General features: G+C 67.3%; 22 protein-coding genes. 11 read left to right on the forward strand and 11 right to left on the reverse strand.

The features are described from left to right. Nucleotides 1–26: 26 nt before the first annotated feature. The 5 genes from V7778_RS10710 (at nucleotide 27) to V7778_RS10730 (ending at nucleotide 8995) form a co-directional block, all read left to right on the forward strand. Complete coding sequence (locus V7778_RS10710; RefSeq protein ID WP_335554996.1) at nucleotides 27–2312, forward strand: FdhF/YdeP family oxidoreductase; 2286 nt, start codon at nucleotides 27–29, stop codon at nucleotides 2310–2312. After that, nucleotides 2309–3130: a formate dehydrogenase accessory sulfurtransferase FdhD gene (fdhD, locus tag V7778_RS10715; RefSeq protein ID WP_335554999.1), complete on the forward strand. Its 822-nt coding sequence runs from the start codon at nucleotides 2309–2311 to the stop codon at nucleotides 3128–3130. Before V7778_RS10710 ends, fdhD begins: the two co-directional genes overlap by 4 nt. A gap of 137 nt (nucleotides 3131–3267) precedes the next feature. Then, nucleotides 3268–6714 (forward strand): transcription-repair coupling factor, encoded by a 3447-nt coding sequence (gene mfd / locus V7778_RS10720; RefSeq protein ID WP_335555000.1) that lies wholly within the window; start codon nucleotides 3268–3270, stop codon nucleotides 6712–6714. 4 nt (nucleotides 6715–6718) lie between these two features. Next, nucleotides 6719–7567 carry a phosphoserine phosphatase SerB gene (serB, locus tag V7778_RS10725; protein ID WP_335555002.1) on the forward strand — a complete coding sequence of 283 codons (849 nt, stop codon included), beginning with the start codon at nucleotides 6719–6721 and terminating at the stop codon, nucleotides 7565–7567. 141 nt (nucleotides 7568–7708) lie between these two features. Next, nucleotides 7709–8995, forward strand: coding sequence for an SGNH/GDSL hydrolase family protein (locus tag V7778_RS10730; protein ID WP_335555007.1), 1287 nt, complete (start codon nucleotides 7709–7711; stop codon nucleotides 8993–8995). Between the two features lie 18 nt (nucleotides 8996–9013). On the opposite strand, the gene V7778_RS10735 is transcribed toward V7778_RS10730, so the two are convergent. Beyond that, nucleotides 9014–9556 carry a hypothetical protein gene (locus tag V7778_RS10735; RefSeq protein WP_335555010.1) on the reverse strand — a complete coding sequence of 181 codons (543 nt, stop codon included), beginning with the start codon at nucleotides 9554–9556 and terminating at the stop codon, nucleotides 9014–9016. Between the two features lie 119 nt (nucleotides 9557–9675). On the opposite strand from V7778_RS10735, the gene V7778_RS10740 reads away from it, so the two are divergent. Continuing rightward, nucleotides 9676–10041, forward strand: a complete 366-nt coding sequence (locus V7778_RS10740) for a DUF1304 domain-containing protein (RefSeq protein WP_335555012.1) — start codon at nucleotides 9676–9678, stop codon at nucleotides 10039–10041. Between the two features lie 66 nt (nucleotides 10042–10107). Then, the gene (locus V7778_RS10745; RefSeq protein ID WP_335555013.1) at nucleotides 10108–10512 is read left to right on the forward strand and encodes a hypothetical protein; all 405 of its coding nucleotides are present in this window, start codon (nucleotides 10108–10110) and stop codon (nucleotides 10510–10512) included. 57 nt (nucleotides 10513–10569) lie between these two features. Here the strand turns inward: V7778_RS10745 and V7778_RS10750 are convergent, their stop codons facing one another. From V7778_RS10750 to V7778_RS10765, 4 genes are all read right to left on the reverse strand, one after another. Then, complete coding sequence (locus tag V7778_RS10750) at nucleotides 10570–10956, reverse strand: cupin domain-containing protein (RefSeq protein ID WP_335555015.1); 387 nt, start codon at nucleotides 10954–10956, stop codon at nucleotides 10570–10572. 92 nt (nucleotides 10957–11048) lie between these two features. Further along, nucleotides 11049–11480 carry a hypothetical protein gene (locus V7778_RS10755; RefSeq protein WP_335555018.1) on the reverse strand — a complete coding sequence of 144 codons (432 nt, stop codon included), beginning with the start codon at nucleotides 11478–11480 and terminating at the stop codon, nucleotides 11049–11051. Continuing rightward, the gene (locus tag V7778_RS10760; RefSeq protein ID WP_335555020.1) at nucleotides 11477–12307 is read right to left on the reverse strand and encodes a Mut7-C RNAse domain-containing protein; all 831 of its coding nucleotides are present in this window, start codon (nucleotides 12305–12307) and stop codon (nucleotides 11477–11479) included. Before V7778_RS10760 ends, V7778_RS10755 begins: the two co-directional genes overlap by 4 nt. A gap of 38 nt (nucleotides 12308–12345) precedes the next feature. Continuing rightward, nucleotides 12346–13080 (reverse strand): DUF72 domain-containing protein, encoded by a 735-nt coding sequence (locus V7778_RS10765; RefSeq protein ID WP_335555021.1) that lies wholly within the window; start codon nucleotides 13078–13080, stop codon nucleotides 12346–12348. Nucleotides 13081–13269: 189 nt separating this feature from the next. Between V7778_RS10765 and V7778_RS10770 the strand changes: the two genes are divergently transcribed. The 3 genes from V7778_RS10770 to V7778_RS10780 all read left to right on the forward strand — a co-directional run bounded on the left by V7778_RS10770 (nucleotide 13270) and on the right by V7778_RS10780 (nucleotide 15059). Beyond that, nucleotides 13270–14145 (forward strand): PhzF family phenazine biosynthesis protein, encoded by an 876-nt coding sequence (locus V7778_RS10770; protein ID WP_335555023.1) that lies wholly within the window; start codon nucleotides 13270–13272, stop codon nucleotides 14143–14145. A gap of 44 nt (nucleotides 14146–14189) precedes the next feature. Beyond that, complete coding sequence (gene trxC, locus V7778_RS10775; RefSeq protein ID WP_335555025.1) at nucleotides 14190–14630, forward strand: thioredoxin TrxC; 441 nt, start codon at nucleotides 14190–14192, stop codon at nucleotides 14628–14630. Nucleotides 14631–14696: 66 nt separating this feature from the next. Further along, on the forward strand, nucleotides 14697–15059 hold the full coding sequence (locus V7778_RS10780) for a DUF4870 family protein (protein ID WP_335555028.1): 363 nt from the start codon (nucleotides 14697–14699) through the stop codon (nucleotides 15057–15059). A gap of 37 nt (nucleotides 15060–15096) precedes the next feature. Here the strand turns inward: V7778_RS10780 and V7778_RS10785 are convergent, their stop codons facing one another. The 4 genes from V7778_RS10785 to phaC form a co-directional block, all read right to left on the reverse strand. After that, entirely contained in the window at nucleotides 15097–16272 is a 1176-nt protein-coding gene (locus tag V7778_RS10785; protein WP_335555029.1) for a cystathionine beta-lyase, read from the reverse strand. Between the two features lie 19 nt (nucleotides 16273–16291). Continuing rightward, complete coding sequence (rimO, locus tag V7778_RS10790) at nucleotides 16292–17743, reverse strand: 30S ribosomal protein S12 methylthiotransferase RimO (RefSeq protein ID WP_335555031.1); 1452 nt, start codon at nucleotides 17741–17743, stop codon at nucleotides 16292–16294. A 133-nt stretch (nucleotides 17744–17876) separates the two neighbouring features. Beyond that, nucleotides 17877–18434 carry a polyhydroxyalkanoate synthesis repressor PhaR gene (gene phaR, locus V7778_RS10795; RefSeq protein ID WP_211519777.1) on the reverse strand — a complete coding sequence of 186 codons (558 nt, stop codon included), beginning with the start codon at nucleotides 18432–18434 and terminating at the stop codon, nucleotides 17877–17879. Between the two features lie 207 nt (nucleotides 18435–18641). Continuing rightward, nucleotides 18642–20396, reverse strand: coding sequence for a class I poly(R)-hydroxyalkanoic acid synthase (phaC, locus tag V7778_RS10800; protein WP_335555033.1), 1755 nt, complete (start codon nucleotides 20394–20396; stop codon nucleotides 18642–18644). 78 nt (nucleotides 20397–20474) lie between these two features. Here phaC and V7778_RS10805 point away from each other — a divergent pair, with 78 nt between their 5' ends. After that, entirely contained in the window at nucleotides 20475–20687 is a 213-nt protein-coding gene (locus tag V7778_RS10805; RefSeq protein WP_335555035.1) for a hypothetical protein, read from the forward strand. Nucleotides 20688–20713: 26 nt separating this feature from the next. Here the strand turns inward: V7778_RS10805 and pgeF are convergent, their stop codons facing one another. Together pgeF and V7778_RS10815 are read right to left on the reverse strand one after the other, a co-directional pair. Further along, complete coding sequence (gene pgeF, locus V7778_RS10810; RefSeq protein ID WP_335555037.1) at nucleotides 20714–21490, reverse strand: peptidoglycan editing factor PgeF; 777 nt, start codon at nucleotides 21488–21490, stop codon at nucleotides 20714–20716. Next, nucleotides 21491–22534, reverse strand: a complete 1044-nt coding sequence (locus V7778_RS10815; protein ID WP_335555039.1) for an RluA family pseudouridine synthase — start codon at nucleotides 22532–22534, stop codon at nucleotides 21491–21493. Nucleotides 22535–22611 lie beyond the last annotated feature (77 nt).

Below are 22611 nucleotides of genomic sequence, written 5' to 3' on the forward strand. Positions count from 1 at the left end.
GACCCTTTCACGTCGAAGGAGCACCCATGGGCCAGGACCAAGGAAAACCGCATACCAGCACGCCAAACATGCCCGCCGGGGGCTGGGGCTCGCTCAGCGACGTCGCCACCATCCTGCTCGACCAGGACGTCGTGGCCAAGGACGGCGCGCTGCTGCGCAAACAGAACAAGCCGGACGGCTACGCCTGCGTCAGCTGCGCCTGGGCCAAGCCGGCCCATCCCCATCCTTTCGAGTTCTGCTCCAGCGGCGCCAAGGCCACCGCCTGGGAAACCACCAGCCGCAGCATCGGCGCCGATTTCTTCGCCCGCCACACCCTGGCGGAACTGGCAACCTGGAACGACCACCAGCTCGAGGACCAGGGCCGCCTGACCGTGCCGCTGCGCTGGGACCCAGGCACCGACACCTACCGCGAGATCGCCTGGGACACCGCCTTCGCCGAGATCGGCGCCGCGCTGCGCGGCTTCGCGCGCGACAAGGTGGTGTTCTACAGCTCCGGCCGCGCCTCCCTCGAGACTTCCTATATGTACCAGCTGCTGGCGCGTATGTACGGCAACAACAACCTGCCCGACAGTTCCAATATGTGCCACGAAAGCACCTCGGTGGGCCTGCAGAAGACCATCGGCGTGGGCGTGGGCACGGTCGGCCTCGAGGACTTCGAGCACACCGACTGCATCTTCTTCTTCGGCCAGAACGTGGGCGTGAACAGTCCGCGCATGCTGCACCAGCTGCAGGCGGCGCGCCGCCGCGGGGTGCCCATCATTACCTTCAACCCGCTGCGCGAACGCGGCCTGGTCAGCTTCACCAATCCGCAGTCGCCGCTGGAGATGCTGAGCGGTCACGAGACCGTGATCAGCACCCAGTACCACCAGGTGCGGCCGGCCGGCGACAGCGCCGCCATCATGGGCTTGTGCAAGGCGATCCTGGCGGCCGACGACCAGGCGCCTGTCCTGGACCGCGCCTTCATCGCGCAGCACACGCAGGGCTTCGAGGACTTTTGCGCCGCGGTGCGCGCCGCCGGCTGGGACGGGATCGAGCGCGAATCGGGCCTGGCGCGCGCGGCGCTGGAAGCCGCCGCCGAGGTATGGTGCAAGGCGCGCGCCGTGATGGCGGTGTACGGCATGGGCCTGACCCAGCACCGCAACGGCGTGCAGAACGTGGGCATGATCGTCAACCTCCTGCTCCTCGGCGGCCATATCGGCCGTCCGGGCGCCGGCGTGTGTCCGGTGCGCGGCCACTCGAACGTCCAGGGCCAGCGTACGGTCGGCATCACCGAGAAGCCCGAACTGGCCCCGCTCGACAAGCTGAAGGAACAATACGGCTTCGAGCCGCCGCGCAAGCCCGGCATGAACACGGTCGACGCCTGCGAGGCCATCCTGGCGCGCGAGGTACAGGCCTTCGTCGGGCTGGGTGGGAACTTCGTGCGCGCGGTGCCCGAGACGGCGCTGATGGAAGCCGCCTGGCGCGAGATTCCGCTCACGGTGCAGATCGCCACCAAACTGAATCGCAACCATGTCATCCACGGCAAGGCCTCCTACCTGCTGCCCTGCCTGGGCCGGATCGAGATCGATCGGCAGGCGGGCGGCCAGCAAGCCGTCACGGTGGAAGACAGCACCGCCTGCATGCACGGCTCGCGCGGCATGGCGGAGCCGGCGGCGCCCACCCTGCTGTCGGAACCGGCGATCGTCGCGGGCATCGCCAAGGCAGCCCTGGATCCGAACCCGAAGGTGGACTGGGACGCCTGGGTGGCCGACTACGGCAAGGTGCGCGAGGCCATCGAAGCCACCTATCCCGCCATCTTCAAGGATTTCAACGCCCGCATGTGGACGCCCGGGGGTTTTCGCAAACCCCTGGCCGCCGCCGAGCGCAAATGGGAGACCGCCAGCGGCAAGGCCGGATTCACGGTGCCGGACAGCCTGCAGGGCGATCCCGACCTACGCCTGAGTGCATCGAGCATGCGCCTGTTCACGATCCGCAGCGACGGCCAGTTCAACACGACCATCTACAGCCACGACGACCGTTTCCGCGGCGTGCACGGCAGCCGCATGGTGCTGTTCATGGCGCCTGCCGACATGGCGCGCCTGGCCCTGCGCGAAGGCGACAGGGTGAACCTGCGCTGTGCGGCGCGCGACGGCGTCGAGCGCCGCGTCGACGGCTTGTCCGTCCTGCCCTATGACGTGCCGGCCGGCTGCATCGCCGGCTATTACCCGGAATGCAATCCCCTGATCCCGCTCTGGCACCACGCCAAGGAAAGCAAGGTGCCCGCCGCCAAGGCCATCGACGTCATCGTCGAACCCGCCGGGAGTGCGCCGTGAACGCGGCGGCGGAACTGGCGGCCGCGCGCTGGCAGGGGGACGCCATGCAGTCGGCCAGCGAAATCGTGGCAGAAGAAGTGCCGGTGGCGCTCAGCTACAACGGGATCACCCATGCCGTGATGCTGGCCTCGCCGCTGGACATGGAGGACTTCGCGGTCGGCTTTTCGCTGGGTGAACGCATCGTGGCGCAGGCGCGCGAGATCCACGATCTCGACGTCGAGGAAACGGACGAGGGCATCGCCATCGACATGCGCATCGCCTCGAGCGCCTTCATGCGCTTCAAGGAAGGCCGGCGCGCCCGCACCGGCAAGACGGGTTGCGGCCTGTGCGGCATCGAGAGCCTGGCCTGGTTCGGCGAAGAGACGCGCTCCCCTGGCCTGGCGGCGAACCTGCCGGCGGAGGGTGGACGCCTGGACCCTGCCGCCCTGCACCGCGCGATGGCCTCCCTGGGCGCGCGCCAAACCCTGCACCGCGCCACCGGAGCGGTGCACGCGGCCGGCTGGGCCGGCCCCAGGGGCGAACTGCTGTGCGTGCGCGAGGACATCGGCCGCCATAACGCCCTCGACAAGCTGGTCGGCGCCCTGGCGCGCGAGCAGGTGGATACGGCCGGCGGCTTCGCCGTGGTGACCAGCCGCGCCAGCTTCGAGATGGTGCAGAAGGCCGCGCGGGCCGGCCTGCCGCTGCTGGCCGCGATCTCGGCCCCGACCGCCATGGCGGTTCGGCTGGCCGAGCGCGCCGGACTGACCCTGGCCGGCTTCGTGCGGGGCGGACGGCACGTGGTTTACAGCCATCCCGGGAGGCTGTCCCCGGCTTGCTGACTTGGCACGAAGCGGACAAGAAGCGCTCAAGAAGCGGCCAGGAAGCGGCCAGGAAGCGCCGCGCCAGGCGCCCGGCGGCGCCGGGCCGCTTCGACTATAATGGACGGCCCATCGTCGCGACTTTCATAGCACGCTGCATGCCCTTCGATCTCAAGAAACATCTCCCTAAACCAGGTCAACGTTTTGCCCTGCCGGCCCTGCACGGCTCCTCGGATGCGTACGCGCTCGCCGTCGCCGCGCTGGCGCTCAAGGCCAACAAGCAGATGCTCACCGTGATCGTGGCCAACGCCAGCGACGGCCAGCGCCTGCTCGACGAGATTCCCTGGTTTTCGGAAGGCAAGCTGTCCTGCCATTTGCTGCCCGACTGGGAAACCCTGCCCTACGACGCCTTTTCGCCGCACCAGGACCTGGTGTCGGAGCGCCTGGCCACCCTGCACGAGATCCGCAACGGCCAGTGCGACGTGCTGGTGGTGCCGGCAACGACCGCCCTGGTGCGCCTGGCCCCGCCCTCCTTCCTGGCCGCCTACACCTTCTTCTTCCGCCAGGGCGAGCACCTGGACGAAGCCAAGCTCAAGGCCCAGCTGACCCTGGCCGGCTACACCCACGTGTCGCAGGTGATGTCGCCGGGCGAGTATTCGGTGCGCGGCGGCCTGATCGACCTGTTCCCGATGGGCTCGGCCCTGCCTTACCGCCTGGACCTGTTCGGCGACGAGATCGAGACCATCCGTACCTTCGACGCCGACACCCAGCGCTCGCTGTACCCGGTGAAGGAAGTGCGCCTGCTTCCGGGCCGCGAATTCCCGATGGACGAAACGTCGAGGACCGCGTTCCGCGGCCGCTGGCGCGAGCGCTTCGAGGGCGACCCGACCCGCTCGCCGCTCTACCGCGACATCGGCAACGGCATCGCTCCCAGCGGCATCGAATACTACCTGCCGCTGTTCTTCGACGAGACCGCGACCCTGTTCGACTACCTGCCCGAGGACACGCCGCTGGCCCTGGTGGGCGACATCGACGCCGCCATCCAGCGCTTCTGGCTCGATACCGAGTCGCGCTACCGCTTCCTGAAGAGCGACCGCGAACGCCCGCTGCTGGAACCGCGCGAGCTGTTCCTGGGCGCCGAGCAGTTCTTCAGCTGCGCCAAGCCGCACGGACGCTGGGCCATCGCGCGCGACCCGAACGCGCCGGCCTCGGAACTGAGCGCGCCGATCCCCGACATCGCCGTCAACCGGCGCCTGGACGATCCGCTGACAAATTTGCGCGCATTCCTAGGGCGCAAGGACGCGCGCGTGATGATCTGCGCCGATTCGGCCGGCCGCCGCGAGACCCTGCAGCAGTACTTCGCCGAATACAAGCTGGACCTCGCCGCGGTCGAAGGCTTCGACGGCTTCCGGGCGACGGGTGCGCGTCTGGCGCTCGGCGTGGCGCCGCTGCAGGCCGGCTTCGAGCTGCTCGACGAGGGCAGCGGCCACCTGGTGTTCGTCACCGAGACCGAGCTGTATGCGGGCTCGGGCCGGCGCGCCGGCAAGAAGAAGCAGGAAGCGACCAGCCAGGTCGAATCCATGGTGCGCGACCTGTCCGAGCTCAAGATCGGCGACCCGGTGGTCCACATCAACCACGGCATCGGCCGCTACATGGGCCTGATGAGCATGGACTTGGGCGAAGGAGAAACCGAGTTCCTGCACCTGGAGTACGCCAAGGATTCGAAGCTGTATGTGCCGGTGTCGCAGCTGCACGTGATCTCGCGCTACTCCGGCAGCTCGCCCGAGGATGCGCCCCTGCACGCCCTCGGCTCCGGCCAGTGGGAAAAGGCCAAGCGCAAGGCCGCCGAGCAGGTGCGCGACACCGCGGCCGAGCTGCTCAACCTGTACGCGCGCCGCGCCGCGCGCCAGGGCCACTCCTTCGAATATTCCAGCGTCGACTACGAGAACTTCGCCACCAGCTTCGGCTTCGACGAGACGCCTGACCAGGCCGAGGCCATCCACAACGTCATCAAGGACATGACCTCGGGCCGCCCGATGGACCGCCTGGTGTGCGGCGACGTCGGCTTCGGCAAGACCGAGGTGGCCCTGCGCGCGGCCTTCATCGCCGTCATGGGCGGCAAGCAGGTGGCGATCCTGGCCCCGACCACCCTGCTGGCCGAGCAGCACGCCCAGACCTTCGCCGACCGCTTCGCCGACTGGCCCGTGAAGATCGCCGAGCTGTCGCGCTTCCGCACCGGCAAGGAAGTCAACAACGCCATCAAGGGCATGGCCGACGGCACCGTCGACATCGTGATCGGCACCCACAAGCTGCTCTCGCCGGACGTCAAGTTCGAGCGCCTCGGCCTGGTGATCATCGACGAGGAGCATCGCTTTGGCGTGCGCCAGAAGGAAGCCCTGAAGGCCTTGCGCGCCGAGGTCGACGTGCTGACCCTGACCGCGACCCCGATCCCGCGCACCCTGGGCATGGCCCTGGAAGGCCTGCGCGACTTCTCGATCATCGCCACCGCGCCCCAGAAGCGCCTGGCGATCAAGACCTTCGTACGCAGCGAGGACGGTTCCGTCATCCGCGAAGCCTGCCTGCGCGAGCTGAAGCGCGGCGGCCAGATCTACTTCCTGCACAACGAGGTCGAGACCATCGAGAACCGCCGCGCGATGCTGGAAGAACTGCTGCCCGAGGCGCGCATCGGCGTGGCCCACGGCCAGATGCACGAGCGCGACCTCGAAAAGGTGATGCGCGACTTCGTCGCGCAGCGCTTCAACATCCTCCTGTGCACGACCATCATCGAGACCGGCATCGACGTGCCGACAGCGAACACGATCATCATGCACCGCGCCGACAAGTTCGGCCTGGCCCAGCTGCACCAGCTGCGCGGCCGCGTCGGCCGCTCGCACCACCAGGCCTATGCCTACCTGCTGGTCAACGACGTAATGAGCCTGACCAAGCAGGCGCAGCGCCGCCTGGATGCGATCCAGGCCATGGAAGAACTGGGCAGCGGCTTCTACCTGGCCATGCACGACCTGGAGATTCGCGGGGCCGGCGAGGTGCTGGGCGAAAACCAGTCCGGCGAGATGCTCGAAGTGGGCTTCCAGCTGTACTCGGACATGCTGAACGAGGCGGTGCGCTCGCTCAAGGCCGGCAAGGAACCCGACCTGGCCGCGCCGCTCGCCTCGACCACCGAGATCAACCTGCACGTGCCCGCCCTGCTGCCGGCCGACTACTGCGGCGACGTGCACGAGCGCCTGTCGATCTACAAGCGCCTGGCCAACTGCGAGACCCAGAACCGCATCGACGACATGCAGGAGGAATTGATCGACCGCTTCGGCAAGTTGCCGGACCCAGTGCGCGCGCTCATCGAAACCCACCGCCTGCGCATCGCCGCCAAGACCGTGGGCATCGTCAAGATCGACGCCCACGGCGAGGCCGTGAACATGCAGTTCATGGAAAAGCCGCCGATCGACCCGATCAAGATCATTACCCTGATCCAGAAGAACCGCCACATCAAGCTGGCCGGCCAGGACAAGCTGCGCATCACGGCCGGCATGCCCGACCTGCAGGCGCGCGTGAACCAGGTCAAACAAACCATCAAACAGCTGCTCGCTTAAATCCATGAACATGAACCTGGTGCTCCAGGGGCCGCAGGCCTCTCCCGACACGCTCGCCAACCTGGCCCGCCTGGCCGGCGGCGTCCGATCCGTCGCCATCGATGCGCACGCCCTGCGCTGCGAGGACGTCCCCTTCACCGCCGAACTGAAGACCCGGGTCGAGCAGGCCGCCTTCGAGGCCGGCGTGGACGCCACCTTCATCGAAGCCGGACGCTCGCTGCGCGACTTCCGCCTGGTGGCCATGGACATGGACTCGACCCTGATCACCATCGAATGCATCGACGAGATCGCGGACATGCAGGGCCTCAAGCCCCAGGTGGCCGAGATCACCGAGGCGGCGATGCGCGGCGAGCTCGATTTCGCCGCCAGCCTGACGCGCCGCGTGGCCTTGCTCGAAGGCCTGGAAGCGAGTGCCCTGGAGCGTGTCTACGAGGAGCGACTGCGCATCTCGATGGGCGGCGAAGCCATGCTGCGCGCGGTGCGGGTGGCCGGGCTCAGGACCCTGCTGGTCTCGGGCGGCTTTACCTTCTTCACCGAACGCCTCAAGGCGCGGCTCGGACTCGATTACGCGCACGCCAACGTGCTCGAGGTCGCGAACGGCAAGCTGACCGGCCGCGTGAGCGGCGGCATTGTCGATGCGGAAGAGAAAAAGCGCACCGTCGAGCGCGTCTGCGCGGAACTCGGCATCGCTCCGCTCCAGGCCATCGTCATGGGCGACGGCGCCAACGACCTGCGCATGATGGGCATCGCCGGACTGTCGGTGGCTTTCCGCGCCAAGCCGGTGGTGCGCGCGCAGGCGAGCGTGGCGCTCAACTTCAGCGGCCTGGACGGCCTGTTGAACGTACTGGCCTAAACCAGGGCCTTGAAAGCTGGGGAAGAGGGGGGACGAGCCAGATCAAGTCCCGTCGCCGCTCCGGTTGGAGGCGTGGCCTGCGTGGATTAGGGTAAAGCTGCGGCCGTGCCGTGGCCGCTCGTCCACCGACAGGAGCCCGCCATGACAAGCCAGGCAAGCCGCGCTTCCCTTTCCAATGATGCTGCCAGCCGGGGCCGCCGCCGCGTCCTCGCCGGCCTTCCCGCACTGGCCGGCGCGCTGGCGTTCCCGGCGTCGCCGGCGCTGGCCCAGAGCGGGCGCGGCCAGTGGTATGCCAGCTGGGGCTGCGCGCCCTCCGGCCCTCCGCCTTCAGGCAGCGCCCTCACACTCAACGGCCAGACCCTGCGCCTGGTCGTGCGCACCGGTATCGGCGCGGGCCGCCTGCGCATCCGTTTGTCCAACGAGATGGGCAGCGCGCCGCTGCGCATCGGCGCCGCCAGCATCGCCCTGCGCTCCAGCGCCGCCACCGTGTACGCCGGCACCAGCCGCGCGCTCAGCTTCGGGGGGCGCCCCACCATCACCATCCCGGCCGGTACGCCAGCCCTGTCCGATCCGGTCGACCTGTCGGTCGGACCCTTCGCGGACCTTGCCGTCAGCCTCTACCTGCCCGGGCCGGTGACGGTCAGCACCATCCACACCAATGCCTACCAGGCCAACTACCTGTCAAGCAGCGGAAACCACACCGCCTCGACCAGCCTGCCGGTCCAGCGCACCCTCGGCTCCTGGCCTTTCCTGGCCGAGGTCGATTCCGACCGTGCCGCGCCCGTCATCGTCGCCGCGGGCGACTCGCTGACCGACGGCATCGGCAGCACCACCAACACCAACCGGCGCTGGCCGGACTGGCTGGCGCGCCGCTTCCAGGCCGAGCTGAGCGGCAGGGGTCCCTTCGCCGTGGTGAACCGGGGCCTCAGCGGCAACCGCCTGCTGCTCGACGACGCCAGCATGCCGCTGGCCGGGCGCGACCTGCTCGAACGCTTCGACCGCGACGTGCTGGCCACGGCGGGCGTGCGCGCCCTGGCCGTGCTGATCGGCATGAACGACATCCTGTTCAGTCCCGCATCCAGCCCCGTGCCGCTCGAGGACATGGCCGGCGGCTACCGCCAGCTGGTCGAGCGCGCCCACGCGCGCGGGATCGCGGTCATGGGCGCGACCCTGCCGCCCTTCGGCGGCAACGTCTACTTCAACCCGCGGCGCGAGGCGGCGCGCCAGGACATCAATGCCTGGCTGCGCAGCTCGGGCGCCTTCGACCTGCTGACCGATTTCGACCTGGTCCTGCGCGATCCGCAGGCGCCGGAACGGCTGCGCAGCAGCTACGACTACGGCGACCACCTGCATCCCAACGACGCCGGATACCAGGCAATGGCGGCCAGCGTGCCCCTCGCGCAGCTGGGGGCGCTGGCCGCGGAGTGAATCCGCCAGCCTTCCGGCTCAGCCTCCGGCCTTTGACGCCGGGGGCGGCTCCGGGTTGGCCTCCATCGACCACACCACGGCGGCGATCTTCCAGCCGGCATCGGTGCGCAGCAGCTGCCAGCCTTCCTTGCCCCAGTTCTGCTTGTACTTGTCCTCCATGAAGGCGTAGTCGAACCAGACGTGGGCGATTTCGCCGTCGGTATCGATGCGCACGTTGGAGAAGGTTTCCTCGAGCCGCTTCGGGTCCTTGGCGATGTCCTCGATGAAGCTGCGCGGGTTGCTGCTGAAGAGCTTCGGGGGCCGCGGCCGCCCGGCGGCCTTGCTGCGCGCATGGAAACGGTCGACGCTGGCGTCGGTAAAGACCGCGGACCAGGTGATGTCCTCGCGCAGGAACAGCTTCATGAAGCTGTCCTTGTCCTTGTCGATGATGGCCTTGCGGAAGGTCTCGACGATCTGCTCGATCTGCTGGCGGTGCTCGGCCTGGGTCTGCGCCAGAGCGGGAGGGACTGCGGAAAACCACAGGCCGGCGGCCAGCAGCGCTGCGGACAAGGGACGTTTCATGGACTCTCCTCGTGGATGAGCTGCCAGTATAGGGAGGCGCCGGGCACCAAGTCTCACCAATATTCACTTGCCTCGCAGACAAGGCCGTACAATGCGGAAATTAACTGAGGGAGGCAAACATGGCGCTTGCGGCGAACATCCTGATGGGGCTGGTCCTCATCATCCACGTCTACATCTTCCTGCTCGAGACCGTGCTGTTCCGCAGCCGCGGCCGCAAGGTCTTCCGGCTGAGCGAGCAGCAGGCCGAGGTGCTGGCGCCGGCGATGTCGAACCAGGGCTGCTACAACGGTTTCCTGGCCGCCGCCCTGCTGGTGGCCTTCCTGCATCCCGATCCAGGCACGGCGCGCGCCTTCGCCGTGTTCGGCCTGGCCTGCGTGGCGGTGGCCGGGGTCTGGGGCGCGGTCACCGTCCAGCGGCGCATCCTGCTGATCCAGACCCTGCCGGCCGTACTTGCCCTGGCCGCGCTGCTGGGAGCGCAGGTGTAACAAAGCGTAATGCCGGCGGCATCCCGGCGCGAGCGCTCTTATCATGGCGGGATCAGGAGGACCGCCATGAAAAAGCTTGCCATCATCATCGCGTCGCTTGCCACGCTGGCAGGTTGCGCCAGCCAACCGAATTACGCGAGCCGTACTTACGCAACGCCGACCGATCCCAGCCAGTGGCATGTGGTCTCGGTGACGCCGGTCCCGGTCGGCACCGGGGCCCGCGCCGCCGCCAGCGGCCAGGCATCGGCCACCACCAGCGGCCCGGTGGTGACCTATTCGACCCCGACCACCGTCTCGCCGGTCTATGCGCCGGCTCCGGTCTATGCCCCGCAACCGGTGTACGTGGAACAGCCGCGCTATTACTATCCGCCGGTCTCGATCGGCCTCGGCTTCAACTTCGGCCGCGGCTGGGGTCATCACCGCGGCTGGGGCGGCCACATCGGCACGCGCTTCCCTTACCGCTGGCGCTGAGGCCGGCACAAAGAAAAAGCCGGCTCGCAGCCGGCTTTCTTGCATCCAGGCGGCCGCTCAGTGGCCGTGGCTGCGTTCGTATTCGTCCGCTTCCGCCTTGCTGGCGTGAACGATGCCGTCCGGGTGCTCGGGCGGGGTGTACAAGGTGTACAGGCGCATCGGCTCGGTCTTCGAGGTATTGATGACATTGTGCTCCGTGCCGGCCGGGATCACGACGGCGACGCCGTCTTCCAGCTTGTGCTCTTCGCCGTCCAGCAGCGCCACGCCCTCGCCCGCCTCCACCCGGATGAACTGGTCGTGGCCTTCATGGCGCTCGACGCCGATCTCCTCGCCCGCCTGCAGGGTCATGATGACCAGCTGGCTGCGCTGGGTGGTGTACAAGACCTCGCGGAAATTGTTCCCGGCGAGCGTCTTCTCTTCGATGTTGATGCTGTAGCCCGACATGCTGTTCTCCATGTTCACGGCGGCCCTTGCCGCCCCGGCATGATTGTATAAGAGTCAGGCCGAGCTCGCCTTGTACTGGCGTGCTGAGCCGTTCAGGTGGAACCGAAGAGGTCGTGGGCGTCGAGGATGGCCCAGGCGATCTCGGGCCGCTCGCCCAGCAGGCGGCGCACCGCCGCCGGCACCGATTGGCGCACCTTCTTGCACAGTCCCGGCCGCTCCTCGAGCACGATCACGATGCCGCGCACGGTGCGCACCTCGTTGGGGCCGGGCTCGATGCGCAGCTCGGCGCCGATGTTCTTGCGGATCAGCCCCTGCACGTGCTGCAGGTCCTGGTAGCTCTCGACTCGCTCGATGCGTTCGAGCAGCTTCTGTTCCTGCTGGCGCGTGAGGGCGAGCGGTCGCGGGTCCGCTTGCGGGTCGCCCAGCAGGCGATCGCGCCCGCACACGCAGGCGCCCGGCGGGCATTCCACGCGGACGGGGAAAGGCAAAGGCGATGAAGGCGAAGCGGGCTCGGTCACGCTCAAGGATGGTGGTCGTTTTCCTCAGGCGATTCTACATCGGCGAAGCGCTCCAGTGCATCCGCGCCGGGCCGGGACACGGCCGCGAGCAGCGCCTGCATCCGCTTGTGGTGCGAGCCCTTCCAGTACACGCGCCGGCAGTCGTCGCAGGTGGTGAACTCGTCGTGCTGTTCGCGCACCGAAGCCGGCAGGCGCTCCTCGACATCGGCCTTGGCCACCGCGTGCAGCGGCACGTTGCAGTGCAGGCAGAGCGAGAACGGCCGTGCTCCTTGCGCCAGGTCGAGCCGCTCGAACAGTTCGCGCAGCTGTTCAGGCGGATCCAGGGAATGGATGTAGCAGCCGTGCGTGATCGAACGGCGCTTGAGCAGTTCGCGGTCGCGCGTGAGCACGATCCGGTCCTCGTCCTGGGCGATGTCCTCGACGTCGTCGTCGTGGTAATGGTTGTCGTACAGGGTGTCGAATCCGGCCATGCGCAACAGCCGCGCCAGCCCGCCGAGGTGGGCGTCGGCCACGAAGCGCATGCGCGCCGGCGGCCGCTCGCGCAGGCGCTCCAGCGGCGAACGGTATTCCGGCGCCAGGTCGTGCGCCACTTCCAGTACTTCGAAACGGGGATAGACCGAAACCCGGTCGCCGTCCTTCAGCACGCGGTCGAAGCCGCATTCCTGGCCGTTGACCAGCACCGCCTCGACCTCGGTGTGCGGCACGCCCAGCGCTTCGATCATGTGTTTGGTGGTGGCCGATTGCGCGCATTGCGAGGCAAAGGTGCGGCCGCGCCGCTCGCGCGGCAGGAAATCATTCAGCTCTTCGTGGAAACTAAAAATCGCGGTAACCATGGACTCAGTATGGCACTTTCATGGAATGCCTGCATAAACTATCCGTGCATCAATTCAAGGGCATTCGGCACCGATTCGCCTGCGGCAGTGTTGTCGAAGATGCACCAGCAGGTGCGGCCTTTTGCGATGTGCGCGTCGAGATCGGCGCGCACGTCAGCGATGGTCTCGCGCGGATAGCGCGAGTAGTAAATGCGCGGCGCGCCGTGCAGGCGCACGTAGACGTTCTCGTCGCTGGTGGGCACGTGCGGACCGGGTTGGCCCGCCGGCGGATCGGCGATCACGCGCGTGACGCCGCGTTCGCGCAGCAGTTCGGTGGCCGGCTCCGAGAACCAGCTCGGATGGCGCGCCTCGAATGCGACCATGCAGCCGAACAGATCGTTCAGCTGGCCGAAGAAGGTGCGCGCCGGCTCGTCGGTAAAACCGAACTTCGGCGGCAGCTGCACCAGCAAACAGCCGAGCTTGCCACCCAGCCGCCCGGCCTCGCGCGCGAATTTCTCGAGCTGGGGACCGGCCTCGAACAGGCGCGCATCGTGCGTGATATCGCGCGGCACCTTGACCGCGAAGCGGAAGGCATCCGGCACGGAATCGGCCCAGCGTGCATATGTCTCGGGCTTGTGCGGGCGGTAGAAGGACGAGTTGATCTCGACGGCCGGGAATACGGCCGCATAGCGTTCGAGGTGGCTGCCTTTCTCGGGGAAGGGGGCGGCGTGCTCTTTCCAGAGGTTCCAGCCGGCGCAACCTGCCAGCAGGCTGCCGGGTGCTTTGTGCGTCATCGGTCGATCGGAAGTCTTGTCGATGCCGATTCTACGGAATGCTCGACAATGGCGGCGCATGGATGGCGCGGCCAGTACACTTGGACTGTCGAACGCCAATACTGGTCGGCCGTGCAAGGCGCCACTGTGTCTGGACCGGGCCTTGCCGATGCGTAAACTGGCTGTTCCTTCAACAGTGAACTCCACACCATGCGCGCAGCCATCAAGACCGTCGACGTGTTTACTTCCACGCCCTTCCGCGGCAATCCGGTCGCCGTCGTGCTCGACGCCGGTGGGCTCTCCGCCGCGCGCATGCAGCAGGTCGCGCACTGGATGAACCTGTCGGAAACCACCTTCGTCCTGCCGCCGGCGACACCGGGCGCCGACTACCGGCTGCGCATCTTCACACCCGGCGGCGAGCTGCCCTTCGCCGGCCACCCCACCATCGGCAGCGCACACGCCTTGCTGGAGGCAGGCATGGTCGCACCGCGGGATGGCGTGCTGGTCCAGGAGTGCGGCGCCGGCCTGGTCCGCCTGCAGGTGCAGGATGCGAGCGAGGGCGCGCGCTGGATCGCCTTCGACCTGCCGCAGGCAAGCCTCACGGCCCTGTCGCCGAGCGACGCCGCCGAGCTGGAGGCGATCCTCGGCGTTCCGCTCGCCCACGCCGCCCGCCCCTTCCTGGCCGACGTGGGCGCACGCTGGGTGATCGCGCAGCTGCCGGACGCGCAGGCGGTGCTCGATTGCCGCCCAGACCTGGCGCGCATGGCGATCCAGGACCGTCGCGGCCGCCACACCGGCGTCGTGATCTTCGGCCCGCACCCGGACGGAAGCCCCGCGCGCATCGAGACGCGCGCCTTCGCTCCCGCGCACGGCGTGCCCGAGGATCCGGTGTGCGGCAGCGGCAACGGGGCCATGGCGGCCTACCTGCGCCATACCGGGCAAGCGGACCACTACCAGGGCGACTTCCTGGTCAGCCAGGGCGCGAAGGCAGGCCGCGCCGGTGTGCTCAGGCTGTCGATGTCCGGGGAGCGGATCCGCGTCGGCGGCCAGTCCGTGACCTGCATCGACGGCACGCTCAATTTCTAGATCGCCTTACAATATCTTCACTCACACCGTTCAAGGAGAAACCGATGAGTGACCCGCTCCACGTCGTCTGTCCGCACTGCGATGCGGTGAACCGCATGCCCCGGGCGCGGCTGCAGGATGCGCCCACCTGCGGCAAGTGCGCCAAGCCGGTCTTCGGCGCGCGCCCGCTCGACGTCGACAGCGCACGCTTCGACAAGCACGTCGCGCGCAACGACATTCCCGTGCTGGTGGATTTCTGGGCCGAATGGTGCGGCCCCTGCAAGATGATGGCGCCACATTTCGCCCAGGCCGCGCAGCGCCTGGAACCGAACGTGCGCCTGCTGAAGGTCGATACCGAACGCTCCCAGGACCTGGCGGCGCGCTTCGGCATCCGCAGCATCCCGACCCTGGCGCTGTTCAAGGGCGGGCGCGAGATCGCGCGCCAGGCGGGCGCCATGGACGCGGGCCGCCTGGTCGCCTGGGTCGAGGCGCAGACGCGCAGCTAGACCCGGGCCGCGGCCGGTCCGGTTTGGGTTATCATTCGATCAATTGAACTCACCGTGGAGGACGCCATGTCCCAGGAACTCGTCTATGAACAAGGCGCCGAGAACGCCAAGCAGTTCGCGCGCATCCTGTATGTGGTGCATGCGCTGACCTTCTTCTTCTCGGTCGGTACGCTGTCGATCCTGGTGTTGATCGTCAACTACGTGAAGCGCCCGGACACCCAGGGCACGATCGTGTACTCGCACCACACCTGGATGATCCGTTCGTTCTGGTGGTACCTGGCGTGGATGATACTGGGCGGGGTGCTGTGGGTGACCCTGATCCTCATCCCGCTCGCCATGCTGATCTGGGGCGTGGCCTGGCTGTGGATGGCCTACCGCATCATCCGCGGCTTCCTCGACCTCAACAGCAACAAGCCGATGCCGGTCTGAGCCGCGATCGGGAGCGGGCCTGCGGGCAGGACCCGCGTCAGAGCCTGGCGAGGGCCTGCTCGAGGTCCGCGATCAGGTCGGCCGTGTCTTCCAGGCCGATGTTGAAGCGCACCAGGATGCCCTCTTCCATCCACTGGCGGCGCATGCCCTGGATCCGGTAAGGCATCACCAGGCTGTTCGGGCCGCCCCAGCTGTAGCCAAGGCCGAACAGCTTCAGGCTGTCGACGAAGCGGTCGGTCTGCTCCTCGGTATAGCGCGGATCGAACAGCACCGAGAACAGGCCGCCGGCGCCGCGGAAGTCGCGCTTCCAGTGCGCATGGCCGGGGCAATCCTCGAAGGCCGGGTGCAGCACCTTGCCGATTTCCGGACGCTCCTTGAGCCATTGCGCCACCGTGCGCGCATTGCCGTCGTGGGCGTCGAAGCGCAGCTTCATGGTCGGCAGGCCGCGCATCACCAGGTAGGCATCGTCGGCGCCCACGCCCAGCCCCAGGCGCATGTGGGCCTGGGCCAGGCGCTCGTTCAATGCGCGCTCGCGCGTGATCACGGCGCCCATCAAGAGGTCCGCCCCGCCCGACTGGTACTTGGTGAGCGCATGCATGACGATGTCGGCGCCGGCGTCGAAGCCGCGCAGCGCCAGGCCGGCGGCCCAGGTGTTGTCCAGCGCGACCAGTGCGCCTTTTTCGTGCGCCGCCGTGCAGATGGCGGGCAGGTCGGGCACTTCCATCGATACCGAACCGGGCGCCTCGGCCCAGACCAGCTTCGTGTTCGGCTGGATCAGTTCGGCGATGCCGGCGCCGATCATCGGATCATAGAAGCGCGTGCTCACGCCGAAGTCCTGGCTCAGCCAGCGGCCCAGTTCGCGGTTCGGGTTGTAGACGTTATCCGGAAGCAGCACATCGTCGCCGCTCTTGAGCAGGGCGAAGTCGACCATCGCGATCGCGGACAGGCCGGACGGCGCGAGCAGGCAATGCGCGCCGCCTTCGATCCCGGCCAGGCGCGCTTCCAGGGTGAAGGTGGTCGGTGTCCCGTGCAGGCCGTAGGTATAGGCGTTCTTGTCCTTCCACTGGCCGGATCGCATCGCGGCCACGTTCGGGAACAGCACCGTGGACGCGTGGTGGATCCCCGGCGGGAAGGCCGCGAAGCCTTCCGGTGCGACATAGTCGCTGTGGATCAGGGTGGTCTGGACCGACTTCTGCTTTTCTTTCTCCGTCATACCCTGCTCCCGGCCGGCATCAGACCACGGTCGCCCAAAGATCGTGGGCGTCGGCCTTGGTGATCAGCACCTCGGCGAACTGGCCAACCGCCAGCTTCGGCTTGCCCGGCACCAGCGAACGCTTGATGTGCACCACGCCGTCGATTTCCGGCGCGTCCGCGGAGGAACGGCCCAGCGCCTCGCGCGGGCCGATCTCGTCCACCAGCACGCGCATGGTCTTGCCGACCTTGGCCTGCAGGCGCTTGAGCGAGATTTCCTCCTGCAGCAGCATGACGCGCGCGCGGCGCTCCTCGCGCACTTCCTGCGGCACCGGATTGGCCAGTTCGTTGGCGGTCGCGCCTTCGACCGGCGAATAGGCGAAGCAGCCCAGGCGGTCGATCTGCGCTTCCTTCAGGAAGTCCAGCAGGTAGTCGAACTCGGCCTCGGTCTCGCCCGGGAAGCCGGCGATGAAGGTCGAGCGGATGGTCAGGTCCGGGTTCATCTTGCGCCAGGCCTGGATGCGGTCCAGGTTCTTTTCGCCGCTGGCCGGGCGCTTCATGCGCTTGAGCACGTCCGGGTGGGCGTGCTGCATCGGGATGTCCAGGTAAGGCAGCACGTGGCCGTCGCTCATCAGGGGGATGACCTGGTCGACGTGCGGGTACGGGTAGACGTAGTGCATGCGCACCCAGGCGTCGTACTGGCGCGCCAGCTGGCCCAGCGCTTCGGTCAGCTGGGTCATGTGGGTCTTGATCGGACGGCCGTTCCAGAAGCCCGTCCGGAACTTGACGTCCACGCCGTAGGCGCTGGTGTCCTGCGAGATCACCAACAGTTCCTTGACGCCGGCCTTGAACAGGTTCTCGGCCTCGACCAGCACTTCGTGGATCGGGCGCGAAACCAGGTCGCCGCGCATCGACGGAATGATGCAGAAGCTGCAGCGGTGGTTGCAGCCTTCCGAGATCTTCAGGTAGGCGTAGTGCTTCGGGGTCAGCTTGACACCGTGGTTCGGCACCAGGTCGATGAAGGGATCGTGGGGCTTGGGCAGGTGCAGGTGGACCGACTCCATCACCTCGGCCACCGCATGCGGGCCGGTCACGGCCAGCACCTTGGGGTGCACCTTGGTGATGATGTCGTCGCCCGCGGCATCCTTCTTGGCGCCCAGGCAGCCGGTGACGATCACCTTGCCGTTCTCGGCAAGCGCCTCGCCGATCGCATCCAGCGATTCCTGCACCGCGGCGTCGATGAAACCGCAGGTGTTGACGATCACCAGGTCGGCGCCGTCGTAGGACTTGGCGGTCTCGTAGCCTTCGGCGCGCAGCTGGGTCAGGATCTGCTCGGAGTCGACCAGCGCCTTCGGGCAGCCGAGCGACACGAAACCGACCTTGGGCGCGGCGATGCCGGGCGCCGGCGACGGGATCACCAGCGCAGGTTCGGCAACCGCGACGGCGGCGTTTTCGGTGTTGGCAGGGAGGGAATTGCGGCGAAGTTCAGGCATGGGCGGACGGCAAAGGATCTGGGCAATCCGCGATTGTACCTGAAGCGGGCCTGCCGGTCGAACCCGGAGGCCGGTCCGCGGCCCCAAAAGGGGACCGCTGGGGACGCAGTGTGGCAGGAAAGTCTTGAAAAAATTACTTCTTGTCGACCGGCATGCCCGGGAAGGGGAAGGCGCCGAACATGGCCTTGCTCTGGCTCTGCATCTGCTCCTGCATTTGCATGAACAGGTTCTTGCTCTGGTCGATGTAGTTGTTCATCATGCCCTGCATCATCGGGCCCTGGACGTTCATGAACTGGGTCCACATTTCCGGGCTGAAGGGCTTGCCTTCCAGGGCGCCGGCGGCGCCGCTGGTGAACTTGTTCTGGATGTCGGTGAAGGCCTGGACGTTCTTTTCCAGGTAGGAGCCCATCATGCCCTGCATGGCGTGGCCGTAGTAGCGGATGATCTGGGCCAGCACGGAACTCGAGAACATGGGAATGCCGTTGGCTTCCTCTTCCAGGATGATCTGCAAGAGAATGCTGCGGGTCAGGTCTTCGTTCGTCTTGGCGTCGACCACGGTGAACTCGTCGGCTTCCAGGACCAGCTGCTTGACGTCCGTCAGGGTGATGTAGGAGCTGGTCTGGGTGTCGTACAGACGACGGTTCGGGTATTTCTTGATCAGGCGTTCAGCACTCTTCTTTGCACTACTCATCGCAAGTTCCATAGGTTGCGCCGCAGCATAGGCCCGGCGCATTTTGATTGGTTACCAAAAAACCCTGGTCCGCCGCCCGGTGAAGCTGGGGTATTGCTCAGGGGGGACGGACAGGGCACACCTTACCACGCAATCCGCGCAGGTGCAGCAATTATTAGAATTATCACTGACGCTGATTTTTTGTCAACGCGCCCTGTCCTGGCTACATCAATCCGCGCGCGCCTTGACGTAGCGGCCCGGGGCCGGCTCCAGCGGCGTATAGCGGCTGTTGCCCGCACTGGCCGGCGCGGGGATGTCCTCGCCGCCGTGCTGCGCCAGGAATTTGGCCCATTCCGGCCACCAGCTGCCCTTGTGCTCCTCGGCGCCCGCCATCCAGGTTTCGTCAGTGACCGCCGCGTTCTTGCCACGGCCGCGCCCGCCCTTGTCGTTGACCCAGTAGCTGCGCTTGTTCTTCGAGGCCGGGTTGATCACGCCGGCGATGTGGCCCGATGCCCCCAGCACGAAGCGGTTGGCTTTCGGATTCTTCGGATTCAGCAGGCTCATCGAGGCGAAGGCGGCCTGCCAGGGCACGATGTGGTCTTCCCGGGAGCCGTAGATGAAGGTCGGGGCCTCGATCGCACCCAGGTCGACCGGCACGCCGCACACGGTCAGCGCGCCCGGCACCTTCAGCTTGTTCTCGAGGTAGGTGTTGCGCAGGTACCAGCAGAACATCGGACCCGGCAGGTTGGTGCTGTCGGCGTTCCAGTACAGCAGGTCGAAGGCCGGCGGCTCCTTGCCCTTCAGATAGTTCTGCTGCACGTAATTCCACACCAGGTCGTTCGGACGCAGGGCCGAGAAGGTGGTGGCCAGGTCGCGGCCCGGCATCAGGCCGCCGCTGCCCAGGGTCTGTTCGCGCAGGGCCACCTGGGCCTCGTCGACGAAGACTTCGAGCACGCCGGTGTCGCTGAAGTCGAGCAAGGTGGTCAGCAGCGACAGGCTGGCGGCCGGCTGGCGCCCGCGCGCGGCGAGCACCGCCAGCGCGGTGGCGGCGATGGTGCCGCCCACGCAGAAGCCGAACACATGGGCCTTGTCCTGGCCCGAGATCTCGTTCACCACCTCGAGCGCGCGGATGGCGCCCTTCTCGACATAGTCGTCCCAGCTGATGTTGGCCAGGCCGCGGTCCGGGTTACGCCAGGACACCATGAACACGGTATTGCCCTGCTCCACCACGTAGCGCACCAGCGAGTTTTCCGGCTGCAGGTCGAGGATGTAGAACTTGTTGATGCAGGGCGGAATCATCAGCAGCGGCAGCTTGTGCACGGTCGGCGTGGTCGGCGTGTACTGGATCAGCTGGAACAATTCGTTCTCGTACACCACCTGGCCCGGCGTGGTGCCGACATTGCGGCCGACCTCGAAGGCGGATTCGTCGGACTGCGAGATGCGCCCCTTCTGCAGGTCGGCCAGCATGTTGGTCAGGCCCTTCGTCAGGCTCTCGCCCTTGGTGTCGATCAGGTGCTTCTGCGCTTCCGGATTGGTGGCGAAAAAGTTCGCCGGCGACATGGCGTCGACCATCTGCTGGACCGCGAAGCGGATCTTCTGGCGCTCGCGCGGGCCGGCCTCGACGGCGTCGGCCAGGGCCAGCATGAAGTCGGAATTGAGCAGGTAGGACGCGGCCGAAAAGGCCGACATCGGGTTCTCGGTCCAGGCCGAGCCCGAGAAGCGCTTGTCGTGCAGGACCGGAGGCTTGCCGGACATGAAGTCCTGCCACAGCTGGCCGACCTTCGTGAGATAGTCGCCGCGCAGCGCTTCCAGCCTGGCCGGGGCGATGCCGGCGCCGAAATCCTTCATCATGCCGGCCAGCGGGTTGTGGCCGTTTGCCGTCGGGGTCAGGGCCGGCATGGTCATCCAGCTCTGCCATGCGGAAGGATCGGTGAACTGGGACATCCAGGTGGAGGCAAGCGCTTGCGGGTCGGGCATGTTCATGTGGTCGTCCGTTGTTTAGAATCGGGGCTTACAATCGGGGATTACAATCGGGGATTACATCGCCAAAGGAAACAAATCATGTGGATCGTCGCCGTCGCCTGGATTTACGTCGTCGTACTCATGGCGGCGACCGAACCGACCGTTACCGGAGGGATTATGACGTTTCTTGCGTATTGCGTGGTGCCTTTGTCCATCCTTTTTTACCTGACAGGCTCGAAACGGCGCCGCGCGAAGCGGGAACTCCAGGCCCGGGCGGCGCAGGAAAGCGCCGCCACCGATGGCGATAACTGAGCAGTATCGCCGCCCCGGCCGCCGTATTATTTGAGCCAGATCAAACTTGCCTGGCGGCCAGTGACGCCGTCGCGGCGATAGGAGTAAAAGCGTTCCGGGGCGGTGGCCGTGCACAGGGTGCCGCCATGGACACGGGTGACGCCTTCCTTCGCCAGCATGGCGCGCGCCAATGCGAACATGTCGGCCAAGTATTTGCCTTCGCGGCCAGGGTAGGGCTTGAACGCCGCGCGCGCCTCCGCCCCCGGCAGTGCTTTCGTAAACGCGTCGAGCACGTCGGGACCGACTTCGAAGGCGGTGGCGCCGATCGCCGGGCCCATCCAGGCCGTGATCTCCCCTGCCCCGGCCTTGCGCATGGCGGCCACGGTCGCGCCCAGCACGCCGCCGGCCAAGCCGCGCCAGCCCGCATGGGCGGCACCCACCACTTTGCCGTCGAGGTCGGCGAACAGTACCGGCAGGCAGTCGGCGGTCAGGATCGCGCACATCACGCCGGGCGCGGTGGCGATACTGGCGTCGCCCACCCGCACCGGCTGGTCCGGCCCTACGGTGGCGGCATCGACCACGTCGGCGCCATGCACCTGCGAGATCCAGGCGGGACGGCCGGGCAAGACTTCCTGCAGCCGCGCGCGGTTGGCGCGCACGGTGTCGGGATCGTCGCCCACGTGCAGGCCCAGGTTCAGGCCGCCGCCGCCCTTGCCGTCATCGTAGGGCCCGGTGCTGACCCCGCCGTCGCGGCTGGTCGCCAGCGCGCCGGCCGTGGCCGGCAGGTCGGGCCAGTCCGGGAATACCAGTGCGCCGCGTTCCATTTACTCCTCGTCCCCGTCGTCGGCGTCGCCTGCGGCGGGCAGGTCATCGTCGCCTGGCTCTTCGATGCCGGCGCGCGCGATCAGTTCGGCGAAATCGTCGGCCAGCGGCACGGTCCATTCGCAGTGTTCGCCCGTGCCCGGATGCACCAGGCCGAGGCGCCGTGCCTGCAGCGCCTGGCGATGGAAGACCGGGGTCAGGTGGCGCTTGCCATAGACATTGTCGCCCACCAGCGCGAAGCCCAGCGATTGCATGTGCACGCGGATCTGGTGGGTGCGGCCGGTTTCCAGCCTGCAGCGCACCAGGCTCACCGGACGGCGATCGAGTTCGCCGCTGGCCACGCGCTCGTAATGGGTGATGGCCGGCTTGGCGAAGGGGCTGGTCGACACCGCCATCTTGACGCGGTCGCGCGGGTCGCGGCCCATGCCGGCGTCGATCGTGCCGGACAGGCGCGGGGTGCCCCACACCAGGGCGAAGTATTCGCGCTTGACGGTGCGCGCCTGCAGCTGGCGCACCAGGTCGGTCTGCGACGCCAGGGTCTTGCCGACCACCATCAAGCCGCTCGTGTCCTTGTCGAGGCGGTGCACGATGCCGGCGCGCGGCACCCCCACCAGCTGCGGGCAGTGGTGCAGCAGGCCGTTGAGCATGGTGCCGGTCCAGTTGCCGGCGCCCGGATGGACCACCAGGCCGGCCGGCTTGTTGATCACCAGGATGTCCTCGTCTTCATAGACGATGTTCAGGTCCATCGCCTCCGGCGTGAAGGCGGTGTCTTCCGGGGCGGCCTGCGGCTCGATGACGATGACTTCGTCGCCGTAGGCGGTATCCTTGCCGCGCGCCGGCTTGCCGTCCACCTTGATGTGGCCGCCTTCAAACCAGAGCTGCAGGCGGCTGCGCGAGAATTGCGGCACCAGGCCGGCGACGACCTTGTCCAGGCGCTGGCCGCAAGCCTCGGGCGTTAAATTCAGGGTAATCGGCGACAGGTCGACACCGGAAGTGGCTTCGAAGCCCCCTTCCAGGTCGTCGTCCAGATCGGTGTCCAAAGGCATTTCCGCCGATTTCGGCGCAGGAGTTAAAATCACGTGTGTCCCATCAGCTATAATCAGCTGTTCGTTGAATCCGGGAA

The sequence above is a fragment of the Massilia sp. DD77 genome (assembly GCF_036961685.1).
Classification (GTDB): domain Bacteria; phylum Pseudomonadota; class Gammaproteobacteria; order Burkholderiales; family Burkholderiaceae_D; genus Telluria.